Origin of the sequence: Nocardia sp. 852002-51101_SCH5132738 (assembly GCF_001665695.1) — a bacterium.
GTDB lineage: Bacteria > Actinomycetota > Actinomycetes > Mycobacteriales > Mycobacteriaceae > Nocardia > Nocardia nova.
The window spans coordinates 89,061-109,882 of the sequence record NZ_LZML01000189.1 but is presented as its reverse complement, the minus strand read 5'-3'; the positions used below and the strand labels follow the sequence as shown (position 1 = coordinate 109,882).

Annotated in this window: 17 protein-coding genes and 1 riboswitch; of the genes, 9 read left to right on the top strand and 8 right to left on the bottom strand. The window is 68.9% G+C overall.

Annotated elements, in window-relative coordinates; genetic code table 11:
* Nucleotides 1–14 precede the first annotated feature (14 nt).
* Together A5789_RS29860 and A5789_RS29855 are read right to left on the bottom strand one after the other, a co-directional pair.
* Nucleotides 15–1,316: an aminotransferase class V-fold PLP-dependent enzyme gene (locus A5789_RS29860; protein WP_064903635.1), complete on the bottom strand. Its 1,302-nt coding sequence runs from the start codon at nucleotides 1,314–1,316 to the stop codon at nucleotides 15–17.
* Between the two features lie 212 nt (nucleotides 1,317–1,528).
* Nucleotides 1,529–1,642, bottom strand: a riboswitch (SAM riboswitch).
* A gap of 107 nt (nucleotides 1,643–1,749) precedes the next feature.
* The gene (locus A5789_RS29855; protein WP_082856681.1) at nucleotides 1,750–2,214 is read right to left on the bottom strand and encodes a flavin reductase family protein; all 465 of its coding nucleotides are present in this window, start codon (nucleotides 2,212–2,214) and stop codon (nucleotides 1,750–1,752) included.
* 185 nt (nucleotides 2,215–2,399) lie between these two features.
* Between A5789_RS29855 and A5789_RS29850 the strand changes: the two genes are divergently transcribed.
* Nucleotides 2,400–3,221: a crotonase/enoyl-CoA hydratase family protein gene (locus A5789_RS29850; protein ID WP_064923426.1), complete on the top strand. Its 822-nt coding sequence runs from the start codon at nucleotides 2,400–2,402 to the stop codon at nucleotides 3,219–3,221.
* 130 nt (nucleotides 3,222–3,351) lie between these two features.
* Here the strand turns inward: A5789_RS29850 and ppa are convergent, their stop codons facing one another.
* Complete coding sequence (ppa, locus tag A5789_RS29845) at nucleotides 3,352–3,843, bottom strand: inorganic diphosphatase (RefSeq protein WP_064903623.1); 492 nt, start codon at nucleotides 3,841–3,843, stop codon at nucleotides 3,352–3,354.
* A gap of 268 nt (nucleotides 3,844–4,111) precedes the next feature.
* Between ppa and A5789_RS29840 the strand changes: the two genes are divergently transcribed.
* The 5 genes from A5789_RS29840 (at nucleotide 4,112) to A5789_RS29820 (ending at nucleotide 9,633) form a co-directional block, all read left to right on the top strand.
* On the top strand, nucleotides 4,112–5,539 hold the full coding sequence (locus A5789_RS29840; protein ID WP_064903621.1) for a D-alanyl-D-alanine carboxypeptidase/D-alanyl-D-alanine-endopeptidase: 1,428 nt from the start codon (nucleotides 4,112–4,114) through the stop codon (nucleotides 5,537–5,539).
* A 14-nt stretch (nucleotides 5,540–5,553) separates the two neighbouring features.
* Nucleotides 5,554–6,690 carry a zinc-dependent metalloprotease gene (locus A5789_RS29835; RefSeq protein WP_082856671.1) on the top strand — a complete coding sequence of 379 codons (1,137 nt, stop codon included), beginning with the start codon at nucleotides 5,554–5,556 and terminating at the stop codon, nucleotides 6,688–6,690.
* Nucleotides 6,691–6,863: 173 nt separating this feature from the next.
* Nucleotides 6,864–7,796, top strand: coding sequence for a tRNA lysidine(34) synthetase TilS (gene tilS / locus A5789_RS29830; protein ID WP_063010230.1), 933 nt, complete (start codon nucleotides 6,864–6,866; stop codon nucleotides 7,794–7,796).
* Between the two features lie 24 nt (nucleotides 7,797–7,820).
* The gene (gene hpt, locus A5789_RS29825) at nucleotides 7,821–8,375 is read left to right on the top strand and encodes a hypoxanthine phosphoribosyltransferase (protein WP_030517362.1); all 555 of its coding nucleotides are present in this window, start codon (nucleotides 7,821–7,823) and stop codon (nucleotides 8,373–8,375) included.
* Between the two features lie 376 nt (nucleotides 8,376–8,751).
* Nucleotides 8,752–9,633, top strand: a complete 882-nt coding sequence (locus A5789_RS29820; RefSeq protein WP_030517361.1) for a LysR family transcriptional regulator — start codon at nucleotides 8,752–8,754, stop codon at nucleotides 9,631–9,633.
* 22 nt (nucleotides 9,634–9,655) lie between these two features.
* Here A5789_RS29820 and A5789_RS29815 read toward each other — a convergent pair whose 3' ends face one another.
* The 3 genes from A5789_RS29815 to A5789_RS29805 form a co-directional block, all read right to left on the bottom strand.
* The gene (locus A5789_RS29815) at nucleotides 9,656–11,032 is read right to left on the bottom strand and encodes an amidase (protein ID WP_369817529.1); all 1,377 of its coding nucleotides are present in this window, start codon (nucleotides 11,030–11,032) and stop codon (nucleotides 9,656–9,658) included.
* A 553-nt stretch (nucleotides 11,033–11,585) separates the two neighbouring features.
* Nucleotides 11,586–12,425, bottom strand: a complete 840-nt coding sequence (locus A5789_RS29810; protein ID WP_063010153.1) for an SDR family oxidoreductase — start codon at nucleotides 12,423–12,425, stop codon at nucleotides 11,586–11,588.
* Nucleotides 12,422–13,957 (bottom strand): aldehyde dehydrogenase family protein, encoded by a 1,536-nt coding sequence (locus A5789_RS29805; RefSeq protein WP_227463121.1) that lies wholly within the window; start codon nucleotides 13,955–13,957, stop codon nucleotides 12,422–12,424. Before A5789_RS29805 ends, A5789_RS29810 begins: the two co-directional genes overlap by 4 nt.
* Nucleotides 13,958–14,425: 468 nt before the next feature.
* Here A5789_RS29805 and A5789_RS29795 point away from each other — a divergent pair, with 468 nt between their 5' ends.
* The gene (locus tag A5789_RS29795) at nucleotides 14,426–15,820 is read left to right on the top strand and encodes a CdaR family transcriptional regulator (RefSeq protein WP_064903617.1); all 1,395 of its coding nucleotides are present in this window, start codon (nucleotides 14,426–14,428) and stop codon (nucleotides 15,818–15,820) included.
* 4 nt (nucleotides 15,821–15,824) lie between these two features.
* Here A5789_RS29795 and A5789_RS29790 read toward each other — a convergent pair whose 3' ends face one another.
* On the bottom strand, nucleotides 15,825–16,073 hold the full coding sequence (locus tag A5789_RS29790) for a DUF2277 domain-containing protein (protein WP_030517356.1): 249 nt from the start codon (nucleotides 16,071–16,073) through the stop codon (nucleotides 15,825–15,827).
* A 217-nt stretch (nucleotides 16,074–16,290) separates the two neighbouring features.
* Between A5789_RS29790 and A5789_RS29785 the strand changes: the two genes are divergently transcribed.
* Nucleotides 16,291–17,112, top strand: coding sequence for a DUF1266 domain-containing protein (locus A5789_RS29785; protein ID WP_227463118.1), 822 nt, complete (start codon nucleotides 16,291–16,293; stop codon nucleotides 17,110–17,112).
* 6 nt (nucleotides 17,113–17,118) lie between these two features.
* On the opposite strand, the gene A5789_RS29780 is transcribed toward A5789_RS29785, so the two are convergent.
* Nucleotides 17,119–18,042, bottom strand: a complete 924-nt coding sequence (locus A5789_RS29780; RefSeq protein ID WP_063010147.1) for a hypothetical protein — start codon at nucleotides 18,040–18,042, stop codon at nucleotides 17,119–17,121.
* Between the two features lie 311 nt (nucleotides 18,043–18,353).
* Between A5789_RS29780 and ftsH the strand changes: the two genes are divergently transcribed.
* The gene (ftsH, locus tag A5789_RS29775) at nucleotides 18,354–20,762 is read left to right on the top strand and encodes an ATP-dependent zinc metalloprotease FtsH (RefSeq protein WP_063010145.1); all 2,409 of its coding nucleotides are present in this window, start codon (nucleotides 18,354–18,356) and stop codon (nucleotides 20,760–20,762) included.
* Nucleotides 20,763–20,822 lie beyond the last annotated feature (60 nt).

Here is a 20,822-nt window from a genome sequence, read left to right as displayed (position 1 = left end):
CGGATCGCGCTGGATCAGAGGGTGCACGGCGCCGCGCCGTGCGCCGCCTCGGTCAAACCCGGCCGGGTCTCCGGCAGAGGCGACCACTGTCCGCCCGCATACGTGTAGTTCCACGCAGCGCCGTCTCGAACCAATCGACGCAGCGCCTCAAGCAGTCGATCGACATCCGCGACCGACGTGCCCAGGCCGACGCTTGCGCGCACCGCGCCGTCGACGCCCAGCCGCTGCAACAGTGGATGAGCGCAGAATCGCCCGTCGCGGACGCCGATGCCGAATTCGGCCGACAGATACGCCGCGACGCGGCCGGGCTCGAACCCGTCGACGGTGAACGCCACGATGCCCACACTGTCGGCGCTGTCGGAGAAGATCCGCAATTGCCGCACTCCCGCAACGGTTTCCAGTCCGTCGCGCAGGCGGCGAATCAGGTGGTGTTCGTGCTCGACCACGGCTTGTTCGTCGAGGGCGCTCAACGTTTCGCAGGCCGCCGCGACGGCCGCCGCGCCCAAGACGTTCGGTGACCCCGCCTCGTGCCGCTGCGGTGCGGGCGCCCAGTGCGCCTGTTCGGTGGTGACGGCGGTGACCGCTCCGCCGCCCGCCAGATATGGCGGGGCCGCGTCCAGCCAGTCCCGCCGACCCACCAGCACACCGGCGCCGAAGGGCGCGTACAGCTTGTGCCCGGAGAAGGCCAGATAGTCGATGCCGGTTCCGCCGGATTCCGCGAACGCCTGCAGGTCGATTCGGCGGTGCGGGGCCAGCTGCGCAGCATCGACCAGGATGCGGGCGCCGTGGCGATGGGTGAGTGCGGTCAGTTCCGCCAGCGGCAGCACCTCGCCGGTCACATTCGACGCCCCCGTAATCGCAAGCAGCGCAGCCGGTTCGGCGCACAGCTCGGCCTCGATCCGGTGCAGCGTCTCCGCGATCGTCTCGGCGGCGGGGACCACCCGGCGGCCGCGGCGCGTCCAGGGCAGGAAGTTCGCGTGGTGCTCGATATCGAGCACCACGGTGTCGCCGGGAACGCAGCAGGCCAGCAGATTCAAGGAGTCGGTGGTGTTGCGCGTGAACACCACGACCTGGTCGTCGGCGCAGTTCACCGCCCGGGCGACCGAAACCCGTGCCGCCTCGTAGCAGTCGGTGCTGATGCGGGAGGCGTATCCGGCGCCGCGGTGCACGCTGGCGTAATAGGGGAGCAGCTCGTTCACACGGTCGGTGACCTGGGCCAGGGCGGGCGCGCTGGCGGCGTAGTCGAAGTTGGCGTAGGTACGGAAACCGCCCTGTACCAACGGAACTCGTAGATCGCACCCGGAGACGCGCGCGATCGGTTCACCGGTGCGGCAGGAACGGGTGGCATTGCCGGCGCAGTCCGAGGCCGAGCAGGTGCAGGCGGCGCCGGAGCGGGAGGCGCAGCCTCGGTGAGAGCAAACCTGTTCCGGGACAACCGTTTCGGCGGTGGCGGCGGCAATTGTCGAGACAGCAGTACGCATCGGGACGATCCCTTTGTTCAGGGACTCCGGATGTGGAGGGTGATCGGAGTCCGCGCTTGCCGTGCTCGATCGAGCAGCGGCCAGGTCGTCACCCGGAGCACCCCACCGCGGAGGAGGGTTGCCGACCAGCTAGCCGGGGCTTGACGCTGGTACTCGTGACCTGAGCCGAGATTGGCAGAATTCGCCGGGCATTGTCAAGCGCCGGCATCCGGCGAGAAGGTGCGCCGCGCCGCGCCGCAAACGCGACATGCGTGAAACAGCTTGTGGCTCAGTCCAATCCGGCCGGGCGATGATAGGTGCCGTTGTAGTACAGCAGCGGGTTGCGCATCGGTTCGCCGCCGGTGTCGTCGTGTACGCGGGTGACCAGTCCGACGACCAGGGTGTGGTCGCCGATCGGGATCAGCCGGTGCACCGTGGCGCGCACCCAGATCGGGGTGCCGTGCAGCACCGGCTCGCCCGTGTCGAGCGTCGACCACAACTCCGGGTCGGCGAAACGCTGTTCGGCGGCACGCGAAAACCGCTGTGCCAGATGCTGTTGATGTTCGCCGAGGAAGTGCACGACGACGGAATCGGCCTCGGTCATCGCGTCGATGGACGAGGAGGTGTGCGCGATGTTGAACGAGATCAACGGCGGATCCAGCGACAGCGAGGCGAAGGAGGTGGCGGTGAATCCCACCGGGCGTTCCGGCCGGCTCAGGGTGACAATCGTCACTCCTGCGGGGTAGTGGCGCATGGCGGCTCGGTACTGCGCTGCGGTGACGCCGTCGTGCTGAGGTCGGAGATGCTCGGGTTCGAGATCGGCCAGCTCGGCGTCGGGTCGCTGGGAACTGCTCACGCTTCCAACCTACGTCCTGCCCGCTCTCCCGCAATCCCGACCGCTGTCCCGGTGCCGCCGAACTGCCCCGATACGCTGTACGAATGAGTGATTGGAAGGCTTTCGACGTCGAGCGCACCGGTCACGTCGCGCGAGTGACGCTGACCGGACCCGGCAAGGGCAATGCCATGGGCCCGGATTTCTGGAGTGAGTTGCCGCTGATCTTCCGCGAGCTGGACGCCGATCCGGAGATCCGCGCGATCGTGCTCACCGGTTCCGGTAAGCACTTCTCCTACGGTCTCGATCTGCCCGCGATGAGCCCGACCTTCGGTCCGCTGCTGGCCGAGAAGGCCCTGGCCGCACCGCGCACCGATTTCCTCTACGAGATCCGGCGCATGCAGGCCTCGGTGACCGCGGTCGCCGACTGCCGCAAACCCGTGATCGCCGCGATCTCCGGCTGGTGCGTGGGCGGCGGACTCGATCTGATCGCCGCCGCGGATATCCGCCTGGCCAGCGCGGAGGCCAGCTTCAGCCTGCGCGAGGCCAAGGTCGCCATCGTCGCCGACATCGGGTCGCTGCACCGGTTGCCGGGCATCATCGGCGAGGGCCATGTGCGCGAGCTCGCCTACACCGGCAAGGACATCGACGCCGCGCGCGCGGAGAAGATCGGCCTGATCAACGACGTCTACCCCGACCAGGAGGCGGTACTGGCCGCCGCGCACACGCTGGCGGAGGAGATCGCCGCGAACCCGCCGCTGGTCGTGCAGGGCATCAAGGACGTGCTCGATCAGCCCAAGGCCGGCAAGGTGGCCGACGGGCTGCGGTACGTGTCGGCGTGGAACGCGGCCTTCCTGCCTTCGGAGGATCTGACCGAGGCGATCCAGGCCGTCTTCGAGAAGCGCAAGCCGAACTTCCAGGGCAAGTAGCGCTCGAGCCGGCGGCCTGCCGACACGGCTGCCGAATCGGCGAGGGCGCCCGCGGGACGCATACGCCCGCGAGCGCCCTCGCTCGGTAGGGATGCCCGGCGGCCCGGTGGTGCGGGGGCGCCGGCGGCACTCAGTGCCCGCCCTGCTCCTGCAGCCGCTCGAGCGCCTCGGTGGTAAGAGTCTCGGCCTTGGCCCGGCCGTCCCAGCCGTCCACCTTGACCCACTTGCCGGGCTCGAGGTCCTTGTAGTGCTCGAAGAAGTGCTCGATGGCCTTGCGCTCGAACTCCGGGATGTCGTTGACGTCCTGAATGTGATCCCAGCGCTTGTCACCGGCCGGAACCGCGACGACCTTCTCGTCGCCGCCGGCCTCGTCGCTCATCAGCAGCACACCCACCGGTCGGGCCTCGACGATCACGCCGGGAAACACCGACTCGGGCAGCAGTACCAGGCAGTCCAGCGGGTCGCCGTCGGAGCCGAGGGTGTTCTCGATGTAGCCGTAGTCGGCCGGGTAGACCATCGGGGTGTAGAGGTAGCGGTCCAGCCGCACCCGACCCGTCTCGTGGTCGACCTCGTACTTGTTGCGCTGCCCCTTGGGGATCTCGATGGTGACGTCGAACTCCACGTCATCTCCTTCGTCCGATGCGTATGCGTTGATGCGGTACGGCTGCTCGCCGGCGTGTGCCGCGGCCGACTCGCCGACCGGTTCGGTGGGCTGCCGACTCGCCAGCTCGTTCGGTGGAACGCCGGCGAGGTGAGGATAGTGTGGTCGATGCGCGCATGGGTGCGGCAGGGAGCGTCCGCCTCACACGGGTGAATAGGGAGACAGCTGTCACGTGGTAGGTCGAGGTAGGAAGAACATCGGTGGGCTGGCCGCTCGCCGACGCCGCAATATGTGGGTCGCGGTGCTGGTCGCAACCGTTGTCGCCGTCGTCGTGGCCACGGTCGCCCTGGTGACGGTGCGCCCGTGGACCGAGGAATTCCGGCACGGGGGTTTGACGATAGCCGCACCCCCGGCCCCCGTGAAGCCTTTTCCGCAGCTGAATCCCGCCTCGGCGAGTGCGCCCGAACCCAGCCGCCAGGGCCTGGCCGATGCCCTGTCCCATGTGGCGACCAGTCCGGACCTGGGCAATTTCGCCGGATCGATCTCCGACCCCGGCACCCGCGCCACGCTGTGGAGCGCCGATCCGGACAAGCCGATGATCCCGGCGTCCACCCTCAAGGTCATGACCACGGCGGCGGCCCTGCTGGTCCTGCCGCCGGATCATCGGCTCACCACCCGGGTGGTGGCCGGCTCGGCGCCCGGTGAGGTGGTGCTGGTCGGCGCCGGCGATCCCACCCTGACCGCGCAGGCCGACGGCAAGGGGTACTACCCGGACGGGCCGAAGTTGTCGGATCTGGTGGCCCAGATTCGTGCCGCCGGCCATCCGGTCGACACGGTCGTCGTCGACACCTCGCTGTATTCCGGCCCGACCTCACCGGCCGGCTGGGATCCGGCCGATATCGCGGGCGGTTCATGGGCGCCGATCGAACCGGTGATGATCGATGGCGGTCGCCTCGACCCGCTGGTCGAATATTCGCCGCGTTCGGCCACTCCCGCCTTGGACGCGGGTCGCCGGCTGGCGCTGGAGCTGGGCGCCGACCCCGCGAAGGTACGGCTCGGCAAGGCCGCGCCCGGCGCCGCCGAACTGGCCCACGTGGAATCCGCGCAGCTGCGAGACCGGTTGCGGGACATGATGATTCACTCCGACGATGTGCTCGCCGAGACGATCGGCCGGGAGATCGCCGCGGCGACCGGTGGTGAGCAGTCGTTCGCCGGTGCCGCCTCCGCCACCTTGACGGCGTTGAAGGCGGCGGGATTCGACACCGCGGGCGTCACCCAGATCGACAACAGCGGACTGTCCACCGACGACCGGGTTCCGGCGCGATTGCTCGACCGGATCATCGCCGAGTCCGCCGCGTCCGCGCAGCCGGGCGGTGCGGATCCGGGCGGGACCGCCGCGCCCTCGGTCGTCGACACCGGTGACACCGCCGCGGTCGCCTCTCCGCTGGCGCCGCTGCTGGACTATCTGCCGGTCGCCGGCGGTACCGGATCGCTGGCCGTGCGGTTCGTCGACGGCGGCCCCGAACGCTCCGGAGCGGGCTGGGTGCGCGCCAAGACCGGAACTCTGTCCGTGTCGAGCGCGTTGGCTGGATATGTGTTGGATCGCGACGGCCGGGTCATGACCTTCGCGCTGATGTCGAACGATCGGCCCCCCGAGGCCAGCCGTCCGGCATTGGACGCCGTCGCCACCACGCTTCGCAACTGTGGATGCTCCTGACGGGTGGAAATGCGATGACCGGATCCGGTGACCCCGCCGATGGCCGTACCGCCGACGATGCCGCGGTCGCCGGTCGCGAACCCGTGGAGGTGGCGACGAACTCGGCCGCGAAGCGCTCGGTGCTGGCCGGCTCGGTCGATTGGCAGCTGGCCGCACGCGCCGGTAGCGCCGTCGTGCCGTCCGGTCCCCGCACCACGCGGTATTCGGCCGAACAGGTCGTCCAGGAACTGTCCGAGGCGTCCGTGCGGGCCGAGGGCCCGGTGCGCGAGGTGAGTCTGCTCCTCGACGACCAGCCCGTTCCGCAGGCCACGATCGTCGATCGCCGCGGCTGGATCCGCGCGGCCGCCGAATCCATGTCCGAACTCACCGGGTCCGCCGACGACGAGCGCGGCCGTTTCGCCGGGAAACCCGCCGGTGTTCAGGCCGGGGCGATGCTGGCCTTCCTGTCCACCGCGATCCTCGGCCAATACGACCCGTTCAGCGGGCCGGACGGCACCCTGTTGCTGGTCGCCCCCAACATCATGGCCGTGGAACGCGCGCTCGGCGTCTCGCCCAGCGACTTCCGGCTGTGGGTGTGCCTGCACGAGGTGACGCATCGGGTGCAGTTCTCCTCGGCGCCCTGGCTGGGCGACTACATGAAGAGCAACGTCGACACTCTCGGCGCCGTCGGCGACGAATCGGTGAACGAGGTGCTGACCCGGCTGATGGAGGAGTTACGCCGCCGGCGCGACAACGGTGTCAGCGACGATCCGGCCGATCGCGGCATCCTCGGCCTGCTGCGCGCCACCCAGCCACCGCCGCAGCGCGAGGCACTGGACCGGCTGCTCATGCTCGGCACGCTGCTGGAGGGCCATGCCGACCACGTGATGGATGCCGTCGGCCCGGCCGTGATCCCCACCGTCGCGCAGATCCGCGAGGCCTTCGATCAGCGCCGGCGGCGCCCGGCCAATCCGGTCCAGCGCCTGTTGCGTGCCCTGCTCGGCGTCGATGCGAAGGTCGCGCAGTACGTGCGCGGCAAGGCATTCGTCGACGAGGTCGTCGGCAAGGTCGGCATGCAGCGGTTCAACACCGTCTGGACCGACGCCGACACCCTGCCCCGGCCCGACGAGATCAGCACTCCGCAACGATGGATCGACCGAGTCCTGGGATGAACCCGGCGGATCTGCCCGCGGAGGCGCCGAGAACGGATCCGGTGTCGGCGGGGCAGATCCGATCGCCCGACCATGCGCAATCGCCGTCGGCGTCCGAGCCGGTCCGGCTGGGCGCACAGGAGGCGCGGGCAGTGGAGCCGGCACGGTTGCCCGAGACCCGAGCCGTCTTGGTCATGCGGCACGCGGTGCGGGATTGGCTTGTGCGCTACGCGCCGGACGGAGTGGTTGCCGTCGCGCTCTCCGGCGGGGCGGATTCGCTCGCACTGACGGCTGCGGCGGTGGCCGAGGCCGCGGCGGTCGACGCGCTCATCGTGGACCACGGGCTGCAGGACGGGTCCGCGGAGGTCGCCGCCGAGGCGGCCGCCGTCGCCCGGCGACTGGGATGCCGATCCGCGCGGGTGTGCCGGGTGCGGGTGAGCGGCGCGGGTGGCCCGGAAGCCGCCGCCCGGGAGGCGCGCTATCGGGCCCTGGACGCGGCGCGCGCCGGGCTCCCGGTGCTGTTCGGGCACACCCTCGACGACCAGGCGGAAACCGTGCTGCTCGGATTGGCGCGCGGATCGGGTCCGCGTTCGATTCGCGGGATGACGGAATTCGACGAGCCCTGGGGCCGGCCGCTGCTGGGTGTGCGGCGCGCGGTCACTCGGGAGATGTGCCGGGATCTGGGCCTGGTGCCGCACGAGGATCCGCACAACGCCGCCCCCGAATTCACCCGTGTCCGGCTGCGGACCGAGGTGCTCCCGCTGCTGGAAGAGGTCCTGGGTGGGGGTGTGGCGCCGGCGCTGGCTCGCACGGCCGCGCACCTGCGCGAGGACGGCGAGGCGCTCGATGCGATTGCCGATCGATTGCTGATCGACGCGCGTGATGGTTCGTCACTGTCGGTCGAGACACTCGCCACGATGCCGTCCGCGATTCGTCGGCGTGTCATCCGGGCCTGGCTGCTCGACGGCGGTGCAAAAGCCTTGACGGACAAGCATTTACGCGCGGTCGAGTCCTTGATTACCGAGTGGCACGGCCAGGGCGGCGTCGCGGTCGGCGGAGGAATGCCGGGGATCAGGTTGGTTGCCAGGCGCGAACGTGGCAGGCTGACGTTGGCGTTTGCACGATAACGACCCGAAGGGAAGCCAGCACACGTGTACGGGGACGACATAGCGTCGGTGCTGATCACCGAGGAGCAGATCCGAGCCAAGGTCGACGAGCTGGCCGAACTGATCGCGAAGCGATATCCCCCCGACGCGCCCGAGGGTGATCTGCTGCTGGTCGGCGTGCTCAAGGGTGCGATCTTCTTCATGACCGAGCTGGCGCAGGCGCTGCCGATCCCGACGCAGATGGAGTTCATGGCCGTCTCGTCGTACGGGTCGTCCACCTCGTCCTCGGGTGTGGTCCGGATTCTGAAGGATCTGGACAAGGACATCGCCGGGCGCAACGTGCTGATCGTCGAGGACATCATCGACTCCGGTCTCACGCTGTCGTGGCTCATGCGAAACCTCTCCAGCCGCAACCCCGCCTCGCTGGAGGTGGTGACGTTGCTGCGCAAGCCCGATGCCCTGCGCACCCACATCGAGGTCGCGCACGTCGGCTTCGACATCCCGAACGAATTCGTCGTCGGGTACGGACTGGACTACGCCGAGCGTTACCGCGATCTGCCCTACATCGGCACCTTGAACCCGCGGGTCTACAGCGCCTGAACTGGGCACATGACCGAATTGGTGACCGAATTCCGCCGGACTGTGGCGAAAATCACCGTTTGAAGATGTTCCCTGCGCAATCGCTATCGATGGAAGTTGCTGGTCGGCCCGGATAGGGGGCCGTCTCGGCGACGGAGATCTACGCGCTGCGCCGAAAGTGACATCACCGCTGGTCGTCGCGCGCGGTGAAGTCGTTTCATCGGCTCTCGGCGACGACAGTCGCGTTCGCTGGAAATTTTCCGAGGCGATTGTGCTGGAGTTATGGCGGAGCCCTATGCTGTCGGTAACAAACCGTTTGGCTGTTTCTGACCCTCTATTCGGACTCGAAGGTCTAAAGCGGCTGGATTTCCAAGACCGATTCTGATAGCAAGGTGCTATGGACCCGCATTTGCGCGACCTGCGGTACTTCGTCGCCGTCGCTGAGGAACTGCATTTCACCAATGCCGCCCAGCGGCTGCACATCGCTCAACCCACCCTGTCGCGGCAGATCCGCCAGCTCGAGCGTCAGCTCGACGTCGTCCTGTTCGATCGCAATCAGCGCAGCGTGGCGCTGACCGTCGCCGGTAAAGAGCTGCTCGAGGGCGCCCGCCGCATCCTGGAGCTCTGGGAGGTCACCAACGTGGCTCTCCAGGAAGCCGGCGAGGTGTTGCGGGTCGGTATCCAGAGCTCGATCGGACGCGGTCTGATCGCCGAACTGGAAAGTGCCAGCGGACATCGGCTGGCGCTGCATTCGGCGTCGTGGACCGATCCCTCCAGCGGCCTCGCGGGCCGGCAGGCCGATCTGGCGTTGATGTGGCTGCCGGTGCCCGATTCCGGGCGCTACCGCTGGCAGGTGCTGCGCACCGAGGCGAGGTGGGTGCTTCTCCCGGAAAATCACCGGCTGGCCGATCAGGAGACGATCGAATTCGCCGATCTGATCGACGAACCGTTCATCGCGATGCCCGCCGAAGCCGGTGCTGCACGCGACTTCTGGCTCGGCGGCGACGCCCGCGGCGGCCGCCAGGCCAAGATCGGCGGCGAGGCCGCCACGGCCGAGGAGCGGCTCGAGGCCGTCAGCCTCGGACTCGGGGTCTGCCTGCTGGCCGAGAACAACGTGCCGATGTATCGATGGCCCGGGCTCACCGCCCGCCCGGTCGCCGGCCTCGCGCCGTGCGAACTCGCGATGGTGTGGCGCGCGGACGACGACCGGCCGACCATTCTCGATTTCGCCAATCGCGTTGTCGCCGGGGGCTTCTCCGTCGTCGAAGACGACCGATAACGCGACCGAACGACAGGCGCTGTCAGGCGGTGCGTTGCCAGGGCTGGGCCGCCTCCAACTGGGCGGCGAGCCGCAGCAGCGTCGATTCACTGCCGGGTGGCCCGGCCAGCTGTGCTGCCACCGGCGTCCCGGTGCGCGGATGCAGTCCCATCGGGACGCTCGCCGCGGGCCAGCCGACCAGATTCCACAGCGGCGTGAACGGCGAGAAGCGAACGTTGGCAACGACATTGGCCAGCCAGCCGCGGGCGTGCCAGTTGCGTGCCGCCGGAGCGGGGGCGGCCAGGGTCGGGGTGATCACCACATCGTGCTGCTCGAAGAAGTCGAGCAGCCGCGCCTCGAGCCGATCGACCTGATTCGGCCGGACCAGACCGGCCCTCAGCACCGCCCGGCCCAGCGCGATATGCACGCGGCTACGGCGTTGCAGCAGTTCCGGATTCGCCACCGCACCGGCCTCGCGCGCCGCATTGGCCAGCCAGCGCCACGCCAGCGCGGTGGTGGCGCCCTGGTAGGGCAGTGCGGCGGGAGCGACGCCGTGGCCGGCCTCCCCGGCGAGCCGGGCGGCGGTCTGCGCGGCCGCCGCCCAATGCTTGTCCACCCGTACCAGCGGGGACGGCGATCCGGTCGCGATCGCGATGCGCAGCGGCGTCGGCGGTTCCAGATCGGCCAGGGCGGGCCGGTCGGCCAGCACCGAAAGCATGAGTGCCGCATCGGTGACCGTGGTCGCGAGCACTCCGTTCTCGGTCATGCCGCTCCAGGAGTCGACACCGACCTGGGCCGGGACCACGCCGCGCCCCGGCTTGATGCCGAATACGCCGCAGCACGCGGCGGGTATGCGCACCGACCCGAGTCCGTCGTTACCGTGGGCCACCGGCACGAGTCCGGCGCCGACCGCGGCGCCCGACCCACCCGAGGAGCCGCCGGCGCTGTAGCGAATATTCCACGGAGAACGCACAATTCGCTCGGGCGTGTCGGAGGTGCCCCAGAGCCCGCCCTCCGGCATCTCGGTCAGACCGACCACGACCGCGCCCGCGGCGCGCAACCGCCGCACCACCGGATGATCCGAGCCGGCGGGGACGCCCGACCCGGCGCGCGACCCCGCGGCCGTGATCTCACCGGCCACATCGATGTTGTTCTTCACCGCGACGGGAACGCCGGCCAGCGGGAGGATGTCGAGATCCGCGCGGTCGGCCAGGGCCCGGCTCTCGGCCCGTGCCCGCTCCGCGCGGACGGTGTGGAAGGCGCCTACTCGCGTATCGCCTCCGGCGATGCGATCCAGCGCGGCGTCGACGACCTGCCCGGCGGTGACCAGACCGTCGCGCACCGCGGCGGCGATCGCGGTGGCGGTCGTCAATGTCGCCGGGTTCGGGACGGTCTCGGCGGTGTCCGCGGCATCGCCCACGGGGAGCGGCTCAACGTCCGCGGGCCGCGCGGGCGCGTCGGGCCGCTGGGCCGGGTCCGCCGACTGCCCGGTGTCGCCGGGGTGCTCAGGGGGCGCGGCCTGTGCCTTCACGGTGGCTGCGTCCTCCGCCGGTACTGCGGCGGTGGGCGATCGCGACGGGTCGGCCGGGGCGGTCGCCTCGGCGTCGGCAGGAGAATCCTGCTGGAGCTCAGCTGTTTCGGATTCGGAACCGGAGGCCGGAACCGCTGCTTCCGTACCGGTGGTTTCGTCTGCGTCCACTGCTACCTCCCGGGTGGCGCGCGAGACGGCGTTCGATATCGCGTCGGCTAGTGCGGTGCCCTCGTTGTGCATATGTCAAAGCCCCCGTCGCGTTGTGGTCGATATGGGCTGTTTCGATGTTGTCGCGCAAGTTATCACTTTCGGCGATGCACACCGTCGATGATCACAGGGCGTGGCGGATGGTGCCGCGAAACCACGACCGCGTCGACGTCGAATGCACGGTGGCCGCGGCGCCCACTGGACACCGCGGCCGGACAGCTCGTTTTGCTCCGCGCTATTCGGTTCCGCTGCGGACCCGTTCCTCGTACGCCTTGCGGGCCGCCGAATCGACGTCGCCGAGGAAGGTCTGCTGCGCGCCCAGGGCACGCCCGATCGCATCGCCCACCGATTCCGGCAGCAACCCGACCACCTGCGAGATGGCGCCGGCCACCCTGGTCACGCGCACCTTCGACTTCGGCGCCACCAGGAGTTTCGCGATGGCCTCGGCGATCTCCTCCGGCTCGGCCGGGCGCATCAGCTTCGGCGCCGAAACACCCGATCCCAGTTCGGTGTTCGTCAGCGTCGGCAGCACCGAGGAGAACGACACGCCGGTATCGCGGTACTCCTCCCGCAGCGTGTCGGTGAAGCCCAGGACCGCGTGTTTGGTGGCGTTGTAGGTCGCCAGGCCGGGGATGTGGGTCTCCCCGGCGAGGGAGGCGATGTTGATGATGTGGCCGCTGCGCCGCGGCAGCATCCGGGCCAGCGCCAGTTTCGAGCCGAGGATGACGCCGTAGACATTGATGTCGATGATGCGGCGGGTCAGCGCATCCGGTTCGTCGACCACCTTGCCGGTGGGCATGATGCCGGCATTGTTGATCAGCACATCGATCGGGCCGAGCGCCCGTTCCACCTCGTCGAGGAAACTGCTGAACGACTGCTGGTCGGTCACGTCCACTCGGCCGTAGTGGTCGAAATCGTGGTCGGTGCCGGACTGTTTGACGGCCGTCTCGTCCACGTCGCCGATGGCGATCTTCGCTCCGAGTTGCTGCAGCCGCGTCGCGGTCGCCAGGCCGATACCGCGGGCACCGCCCGTGATGACGACGACCTTGCCGTTGATCTTGCCGAAGTCGGTCACTTCTTCCCTCCGACCGTGTCGAGCATGTCCTTGATACCCAGCCGGCGCATGCCACGCGCACCCGCGGCGCGCATCGCGGCCAGCGCGAATCCGAGTTTGGTGGTGTTGTACGGGAACCACATGAGTTCTTTTTCCTGCGTGGGCAGGATCGGCACGGTGATGGCCTGTTTGCGGCAGTATTTGCGCACGCCGTCGGCGCCGCCCCAGCGCGCGCCCACACCGGACTGCTGCCAGCCGCCCATGGGCAGCGCGAAGCTGAACATGTTGGCGAAGACGTCGTTGATATTCACCGCGCCCGCATTCAGCTGACGCGCAATGCGTTCCCCGCGCGCCTTGTCGCCGGTCCACACCGACGCGGACAGGCCGTAGATCGAATCGTTGGCCAGCCGAACGGCTTCGGCCTCATCGGCGACCTTCATCACCGGGATGGTGGGGCCGAAGGTCTCCTCGGTCATACAGCTCATCGAGTGGTCGACGTCGGCCAGCACGGTCGGCTGGTAGAAGGTGCCCACACCGGTGGCCTTGCCGCCGGTCACGGCCCGCGCACCCTTGGCGATCGCATCCTCGACGTGGTCGGTGACGATGGATTTCTGCGCGTCGTTGGCCAGCGCGCCGACATCGTATTTCGGCTCCCGGCCGTCGGCGCCCTGCCGCAGTTCGCGCACGTGCGCGGCCAGCTTCTCGACGAAGGTGTCGTAGATCGGCGCCTCGACGTAAACACGCTCGACCGAGATGCACACCTGCCCGGCGTTGAACAGGCCGCCGAATGCGACGCCGTAGGCGGCGCGGTCGATATCGGCATCGGCCAGCACGATCGCCGGATCCTTGCCGCCGAGTTCCAGGCTGTAGGGGATGAGCCGCTCCACGCAGGCGGCGGCGATCCGCTTACCGGTCTTCGTCGACCCCGTGAACTGCACGTAGTCGACGTTGTCGACGACCGCCGCACCCGTCTCGCCGGCGCCGGTCACCACGGCCAGCACCGGCGGCGCACCGATTTCGGACCAGCCGCGCGCCAGTTCCAGTGCGGACAGCGGAGTCACCTCGGAAGGCTTGAGGACGACCGCCGCACCCGCGGCCAGCGCCGGAATCACGTCGATCACCGGCATCGCCAGCGGGAAGTTCCACGGCGTGATCACACCGACCACGGGATAGGGCCGGTAGGCGGTGGTCAGCTTCTTGACCCGGGCCAGCGGGCTGTGCGGGGAGGGATGTTCGTCGGAGAGGAATTTGCCTGCGCGCCGGGCGTAATAGCCGGTGAGGTCGACCGAGAAGCTCGGATCGATCAGCGCGTCGACGCGGGCCTTGCCGGTTTCCGACTGCAGCACATCGGCGAGATGATCGGTGTGATCGATGATCCAGTCCTGCAGCTTCAGCAGCCATTCCTTGCGGCCCTCCGGCCCGATGGCCTCCCATTCGGGCTGGTAGAGCCGCAGTTCGCGCACCTTGGCGGCCACCGCGTCGGCCGATTCGGCGGGGACGGTGCCCACCAGCTCGCCGGTCGCGGGGTTGCGTACCTCGATCTCGGTGGCCACCGCGGTCGCGACCGCCCTCGCCTGCGGCCCGGATGAGGAGGCCTGCTCGGCGGCGGCCGGTGCCGATTTCTCGGCGGCCGCGGTGCGCGACTTCGCAGGGGGGCTCGACTTCGCGGCCGGGGCGGACTTGGCCGCCGACTTCGCGGGCGTCTTCTTGGCCGCGGTGCGGCCTGCGGTCTTGCGGGCGGCCGGCTTGTCGGCGCCGGTCGGCTTCCCGGCCGTGGATTCGCCGGGTGACGGTTCGGTATTCGGCACGATGCTGTCTCTCCCCACGTGCGCTGCGCTGCGAACGGTTGACATTGTGAATCACTTCACTGATCTATGATCGTGTCACAATGAATCGCGCGCTGCTTGGTCTTTGCGGTCAAGGACTCGCGCGGAATTTGGCACCAGAGCACAACTTTTCGCCGCCGGTGACAGGTGGTCGGCGGCTGCGGAACGAGATCGTGTGACGGAGGGGGATCGGTGATGGCGACAGCTGCGTCCGATGTGGCGGTGCGGCAGTGGATGGCCGATTTCGTCGCCGAGACACTGCGCGGGGAGACCCTCGAACAGATGGTGGCCCGGCTCGACGCGCAGATCGTCGGCCGCGTACCGGAGCTGACCGATCGTGATCTGCGCCGCGACCTGGAATCCAGCACCCGGGCGCATGCCCTGGCGGTGCTCAGCGGTCTCACCCAGGACGCGATGGACTACGCGGTTCCCGAGCAGGCACACGCGTTCGCGCGCACTCTGGCCCGCCGTGGCTACGACCTGCGGCTGCTGCTGCGGGTCTACCACGCCGGCCAGGAGGCCGCGAACGATTACATGACCGAGGTGATCGACGAGCGCCGACTGCCCGAGCAGTTCGAACGCTCGGCGCTGATCCGGCTGTTCGAGCGCTCCACCCGCTGGGTCAACACCTCCGTCGAGGCGTTGACCGACACCTATATGCAGGAGCGGGAGCGCGGTCTGCGCGCTGCGCTCAACCAGCGCACCGAAATCGTGCGCACCTTGTTGTCGGGAGAGGATGTCGACGCGGACTACGCCTCGGCGCGGCTGGGTTTCCGCCTCGCGCAACGCCAGGTCGCGATCGTGCTGTGGACCGATCCCGCCGCGCGCGGGGCCGCTGCGTTGCTCTCTGCCGCGGCGGACGGGTTCGCCGGCTGGATCGACGCCCCCGGCGCGGGCGACGGCGAGGATGCCCCGACCGGGCAGCCCGGCAATGCAGTCGCAGGAAACGATGGCCGCGCGGGGGAGCGTGCGCCGGGTGACGACCGGCTGGCGGGCGGCAGCGACGAACTCGGGCGGCTGGAACGTACGGCCACGCGGCTGGCCAACGCGCTCGGCGGGGTCGGAGTCCTCACCGTCCCGGCCGGATCGGCGGCGCTGTGGGCGTGGATCGCGGCCGATGCCGAGGCGGTCGCGGCGGTCGCCGCGGATATCGTCGCCGCCCCGATGCGCCTCGCGCTGGGGTCGTCCGGGACGGGCGTGGCGGGGTTCCGGCAGAGCCACCGCGAGGCGATCGCGGCCCGGCAGGTGGCCGAGCGCGCGGCCGTCGAACTCGGCCGGGTGCTGCCGTACGCGCAGGTCGAACCGGCATATCTGGCCGGTGCGGACGTCGCGGCGATGCGTGCGCTGATCCGGCGGGAACTCGGACCGCTGGCCGCGCCGGATGCGAGTTCGGCGCGGCTGCGCGAGACGCTGCTCGCCTATCTGCGCTGCCACCGCAGCCCGGAGGGCGCGGCGGCGCGCCTGGGTGTGCACAAGAACACGGTCCGCTACCGCGTTCAGCGCATCGAGGAAACGCTCGGGCGCCGCATCGAGGAATGCGGGCTGCGACTCGAGCTCGCGCTGGAATGCGTCGCGGTCTACGGGGTGTGAGCGCTCAGACCCGGTCTCCGGTCGCGCGCAACGGCGGTTCCGCCGCCGCGGTCACCGGATGGTCGGGCAGTTCCGCCAGCAACGTCGTCGTTGCCGCCGCCACCGCGGCCACCGCCTTGTCGAAGGCCGGCTTCGTGACATACGACAGACCGGTCAGGCCACCCACCTTCCGCACGTATTCCTGTGCGGCAGCAAAGATTTCCTGCTCGGTGGCACGGGGTTCGAGCCCGCGCAGCACGGTGATGTTGCTCATGGCGCCGAGAGTAGCCCTAGGTAGGGGCTTGCGGCGCCCGATGAAACGGCAAATGTGAAAAATGTGTGTATCGGACTGCGACGAAGCGTCCAGAAGCCTCGAAATCCGCCTCTAGAGCGCCCCGATCGGTGAACGCGGCGAATCGTGCGGGTCACAGTCGACACGGCATCGGGAGATAATCGAACTCCCGCATCGCCGATACGACACAATCGGAACCATGGCTGCCCGCGACATGCCGACCCTGACCACATTCCCCTACCCGGAACTGGACGAGCGCGAGGACGACCACTGGTCCGGCGCTCAGGTTTCCGACGACGAATTGCGCGCGCTGTCCCTGGGGGCGTTCTATTCCGCCCGCTGGGACGCGTTCCACGACGCGCTGTTGCTCGGGCCCGAGCGGGAACATCCGCTCGGCGACCGCCGCGAACTGGCCATCGACACCCTGACCGGAGCCTGGGGAATCACCGACGGGACCGAGGCGATGGCGTCGATGGAACAGTTGCTCGAAGGGATGCACGCGCCCCTGTACGCATTGGTCCATCCGCTGGTCAACGCGGCCCTCAACTCGCCCGAACGCGACCGCTTCGGTGAACGCGCCGATCGGCATCGCGCGTTCCTGCGGCAGGTCGGGGCGTTCCGGGGAATGGACAATCCGGAGGCGCTGGTTCGCGACTACGACATCTGGTCCCAGGCGATCAAACTCGATCTGACCGGCCATCTGGTGCAACCGCTGCCGGCCGATATCCAGGCCTGGGACCTCGCCCGGGTGGTGGCGGTGGCACGAATGGCCTTCACCGCCGGCTACCTCGAGGCCGATACCGCCTGGGATTATGTGATGCGCGCCCTGCCGCCGGCGCAGAAGCGCTACCGCAATTGGCGGCAGTTCGGCGACGCCTATCTCACCGGCTGGACCTACTGGCAGGCCTGCGAGGATCTGGCCGAACTCAAGTCCGGCGGCACCGATCGGCGGCTCGAACTGGTCCGACTATGGATGCGGCCGACCAGTCCGTGGCGGCGCATCGCACTCCAAGGGGAGTAGCGCGTCTCAGTCGGGGAGCGAGCGCAGGATCCCGCGGCCGTAGCGCTGGAACTGCGCATCGTCGACCATCGCCAGTGAATGACGCTCGACCAGCAGTTCCCACTCCGAATACAGCTGTGCCACACCGGGGTCCGGCGGCGCTACGGCGCCGTCGGCGGACTCGCGCTGAATCGCGAAATTCACCGCGCCGACGATCCGATCGGTATCGGCCCGGTCGGTCCCCAGAAAACTCAGCGTTCGGTTGCCGTCGGTGAGGTCGATGCCGTAATCACCACCCGGCTCGTCGCCCGAACCCTTGCCGACCTCGGCCGAGATCAGCGCGGAAACCGGCATCTCGTGCGCGTAGCGGGGAGTGGATCCGATCGAGAGCAGCAGCACCCGGTCGGTGGTGACGGCCATCAGCCCGCGCCCCCGTCCGGCCGGCGGGACCGCGGTGACCATCGCCGTCTCCAACATGAATTCCTCGGGTGTGACCATCGTGTGCAGCGCTCCGGCGGCCGCGCGGGTCTCGCGCCGCGGCGCCATCCGCCGGACCGCGCGGTCCACGTCGGCCCGGGTCGGCCCGGTCTTACCCCAGACCGGCGCGGGAGGCACCAGATCGGGGGCCGACATATCGATGCGCTGGGTGGACAGGATCTGGGAGTTGATCCGCTCCACGATCACGGTCGCGGCCGGTACGTCGTGTTCGGCGATCAGCACCGGGAGCGGGGTGCGGTCGGCCGGGACGCCGGTGAGGACCGGACTCGGATAACGCAGATAGATCTCGATCACGACGGCGTCGTCGGCGCGCCGGTTCAGCCGGACCTTGAGCAGGTCCGACACCGGTACGTCGAGCACCCGCTCGCCATCGGTGCCCGGCCGCAGAACCTGGAGTCGCCCGCCGCCGTGGCGCAGTATCGCTGTGGGTGTCCGTAGCTCGACTATGTCCATACCCCCTGCGTTCGTCCTGTGTTGTCGCTCACAATAGGTCGTGCATGCCATGATTGGGACCACTTGGACGGACACCGTGAGGTGATCGCCCGATAGGCCGGGAACCACCAGCGTTCTCCGACCGTTTACCTGTTGAACTGCATCAGCTGCCGAACTGCGCGATGTATCGAGTAGACCGTACGCGGTAACGTGGCTTGTCCGCATCCGTTCTGCCCGACCCGGTCGGTGCCGGTATGGATACGGCCCCGCCCGACGCATAGTAGGCATACACCGGAAACACCGGAAAGGACTGGCCCGCCGGCCGACGCTCTATGAACCGCAAGACAGTGTTTCGCAACCTGGCCATAGTCGCGGGCATCCTGCTCGTGATCTATCTGGTCAGCTACTTCAGCAACGACACGCGCGGCTGGAAGAACGTCGATACCTCGGTGGCGCTCACCCAGCTTGCCGACAAGCAGAACGTCAAGCAGGTCCAGATCGATGACAAAGAACAGCAGCTGCGCATCACCCTGAAACAGGGCAACGACGCCACCGGCGGCCAGACCCAGATCATGGCCAAGTACCCCGGCGGCAGCGAGGTCTCCGCGCAGATCCTGCGCGACGTGCAGCAGTCCGGAGCGCCGTTCAACACCGCGGTCAAACAGGACAGCTGGTTCACCCAGGTGCTGCTGTTCGTGCTGCCGATGGTGATTCTGCTGGGTCTGTTCGTCTTCGTGATGGCCCGGATGCAGGGCGGTGGTCGCGGCGGCATGATGGGCTTCGGTAAATCCAAGGCCAAACAGCTGTCGAAGGATATGCCCAAGACCACATTCGCCGATGTGGCCGGTGCCGACGAGGCCGTCGAAGAGCTGTACGAGATCAAGGACTTCCTGCAGAATCCGGCTCGCTACCAGGCGCTGGGCGCCAAGATCCCCAAGGGCGTGCTGCTCTACGGCCCGCCCGGAACCGGTAAGACGCTGCTGGCCCGCGCGGTCGCGGGTGAGGCCGGGGTGCCGTTCTTCACCATCTCCGGTTCCGACTTCGTCGAGATGTTCGTCGGCGTCGGCGCCTCCCGCGTGCGTGACCTGTTCGACCAGGCCAAGCAGAACAGCCCCTGCATCATCTTCGTCGACGAGATCGACGCGGTCGGCCGCCAGCGCGGCGCCGGCCTCGGCGGTGGGCACGACGAGCGCGAGCAGACGCTGAACCAGTTGCTGGTCGAGATGGACGGTTTCGGCGACCGCACCGGTGTGATCATCATCGCGGCCACCAACCGCCCGGACATCCTGGACCCGGCGCTGCTGCGCCCGGGCCGCTTCGACCGCCAGATCCCGGTCGGCAATCCCGACCTCGCCGGTCGGCGCGCGATCCTGCGGGTGCATTCGCAGGGCAAGCCGATCGCCCCCGATGCCGATCTGGACGGCCTCGCCAAGCGCACCGTCGGCATGTCGGGTGCGGATCTGGCCAACGTGATCAACGAGGCGGCGCTGCTCACCGCCCGTGAGCACGGCAACGTCATCACCGGACCGGCGCTGGAGGAATCGGTCGACCGCGTAATCGGCGGCCCGCGGCGCAAGAGCCGGATCATCAGCGAGCACGAGAAGAAGATCACCGCCTACCACGAGGGTGGTCACACCCTGGCCGCGTGGGCGATGCCGGATATCGAGCCCGTCTACAAGGTCACCATCCTGGCCCGCGGTCGCACCGGCGGGCACGCCATGACCGTGCCCGAGGACGACAAGGGCCTGATGACCCGTTCGGAGATGATCGCCCGCCTGGTGATGGCGATGGGTGGCCGCGCCGCCGAGGAGTTGGTCTTCCACGAGCCGACCACCGGCGCCTCGTCCGATATCGACCAGGCGACCAAGATCGCGCGTGCCATGGTCACCGAATACGGCATGAGTGCCCGGCTGGGCGCGGTGCGCTACGGGCAGGAACAGGGCGACCCGTTCCTGGGCCGCACGATGGGCACAGGCTCTGACTATTCGCATGAGGTGGCCCGCGAGATCGACGAGGAGGTGCGCAACCTCATCGAGGCCGCGCACACCGAGGCCTGGGCGATCCTCAACGAATATCGCGACGAACTCGACGCGCTGGCCACCGCGCTGCTGGAGCGCGAGACCCTGCACCGCAAGGACCTCGAGCAGGTGCTCGCCACCGTCGACAAGCGTCCGCGCATCACCGCCTTCAACGATTTCGGTGAACGCGTGCCCTCGGATCGGCCGCCGGTGAAGACCCCGCGCGAGCTCGCCGCCGAACGCGGTGAGCCGTGGCCGGAGGAAGCCGAGACCCGCAAGCCGAACCAGCAGCCGGCTCCGCAGCCGGTGCCGGCCAACGGTTATCCGCAGGAGGGCCATCGCAACCCGGCCCCGGCTCCGACCGGCTACAGCTATCCCGCCCCGCAGCCCGGGAACTACCCGCGGCCCGCGGGTGGCCCGGGATATCCGCGGCAGAGTACGCACGGCTCCCGGCCGGATTACGGCGCTCCCGCCGGCTGGTCGGCTCCGGGCTGGCCGCCGCAGGAGGATCCGTCCGCGGGCGGATCGCCGCAGCAGCCGGAGTACGGCGGCGCCCCTCAGGGCGGCGGCTCGCAGGGATACGGCGAGCCTCAGCGCTATGGCGAGCCGCAGCGTTACGGCGGCGGTCATCGCCGGCCCGAATGGCCCGGAGATCAGGACGGATCGACGCAGAACGGCACTCAGGATCACGGCGATTGGGACGGACCGAACAGCCACCGCTGACCGGCTGCGATTAGGCTCGACGGTCGAACCGCGCTGTCGGCGCGTTGATTTACGTGATTG

Excerpts from the sequence above, each read along its gene's own strand:
- A5789_RS29790 (WP_030517356.1), bottom strand. The coding sequence starts at position 16,073 with ATGAGCAACATCACCGTGCTGCGCGGGCTCGAACCCCGTGCCACCGAG.
- A5789_RS29855 (WP_082856681.1), bottom strand. The coding sequence starts at position 2,214 with ATGCGCCACTACCCCGCAGGAGTGACGATTGTCACCCTGAGCCGGCCG.
- A5789_RS29850 (WP_064923426.1), top strand. The coding sequence starts at position 2,400 with ATGAGTGATTGGAAGGCTTTCGACGTCGAGCGCACCGGTCACGTCGCG.
- A5789_RS29840 (WP_064903621.1), top strand. The coding sequence starts at position 4,112 with ATGTGGGTCGCGGTGCTGGTCGCAACCGTTGTCGCCGTCGTCGTGGCC.
- A5789_RS29820 (WP_030517361.1), top strand. The coding sequence starts at position 8,752 with ATGGACCCGCATTTGCGCGACCTGCGGTACTTCGTCGCCGTCGCTGAG.
- A5789_RS29780 (WP_063010147.1), bottom strand. The coding sequence starts at position 18,042 with ATGGACATAGTCGAGCTACGGACACCCACAGCGATACTGCGCCACGGC.
- A5789_RS29785 (WP_227463118.1), top strand. The coding sequence starts at position 16,291 with ATGGCTGCCCGCGACATGCCGACCCTGACCACATTCCCCTACCCGGAA.
- A5789_RS29835 (WP_082856671.1), top strand. The coding sequence starts at position 5,554 with ATGACCGGATCCGGTGACCCCGCCGATGGCCGTACCGCCGACGATGCC.
- tilS (WP_063010230.1), top strand. The coding sequence starts at position 6,864 with ATGCGGCACGCGGTGCGGGATTGGCTTGTGCGCTACGCGCCGGACGGA.
- ftsH (WP_063010145.1), top strand. The coding sequence starts at position 18,354 with ATGAACCGCAAGACAGTGTTTCGCAACCTGGCCATAGTCGCGGGCATC.
- A5789_RS29795 (WP_064903617.1), top strand. The coding sequence starts at position 14,426 with ATGGCGACAGCTGCGTCCGATGTGGCGGTGCGGCAGTGGATGGCCGAT.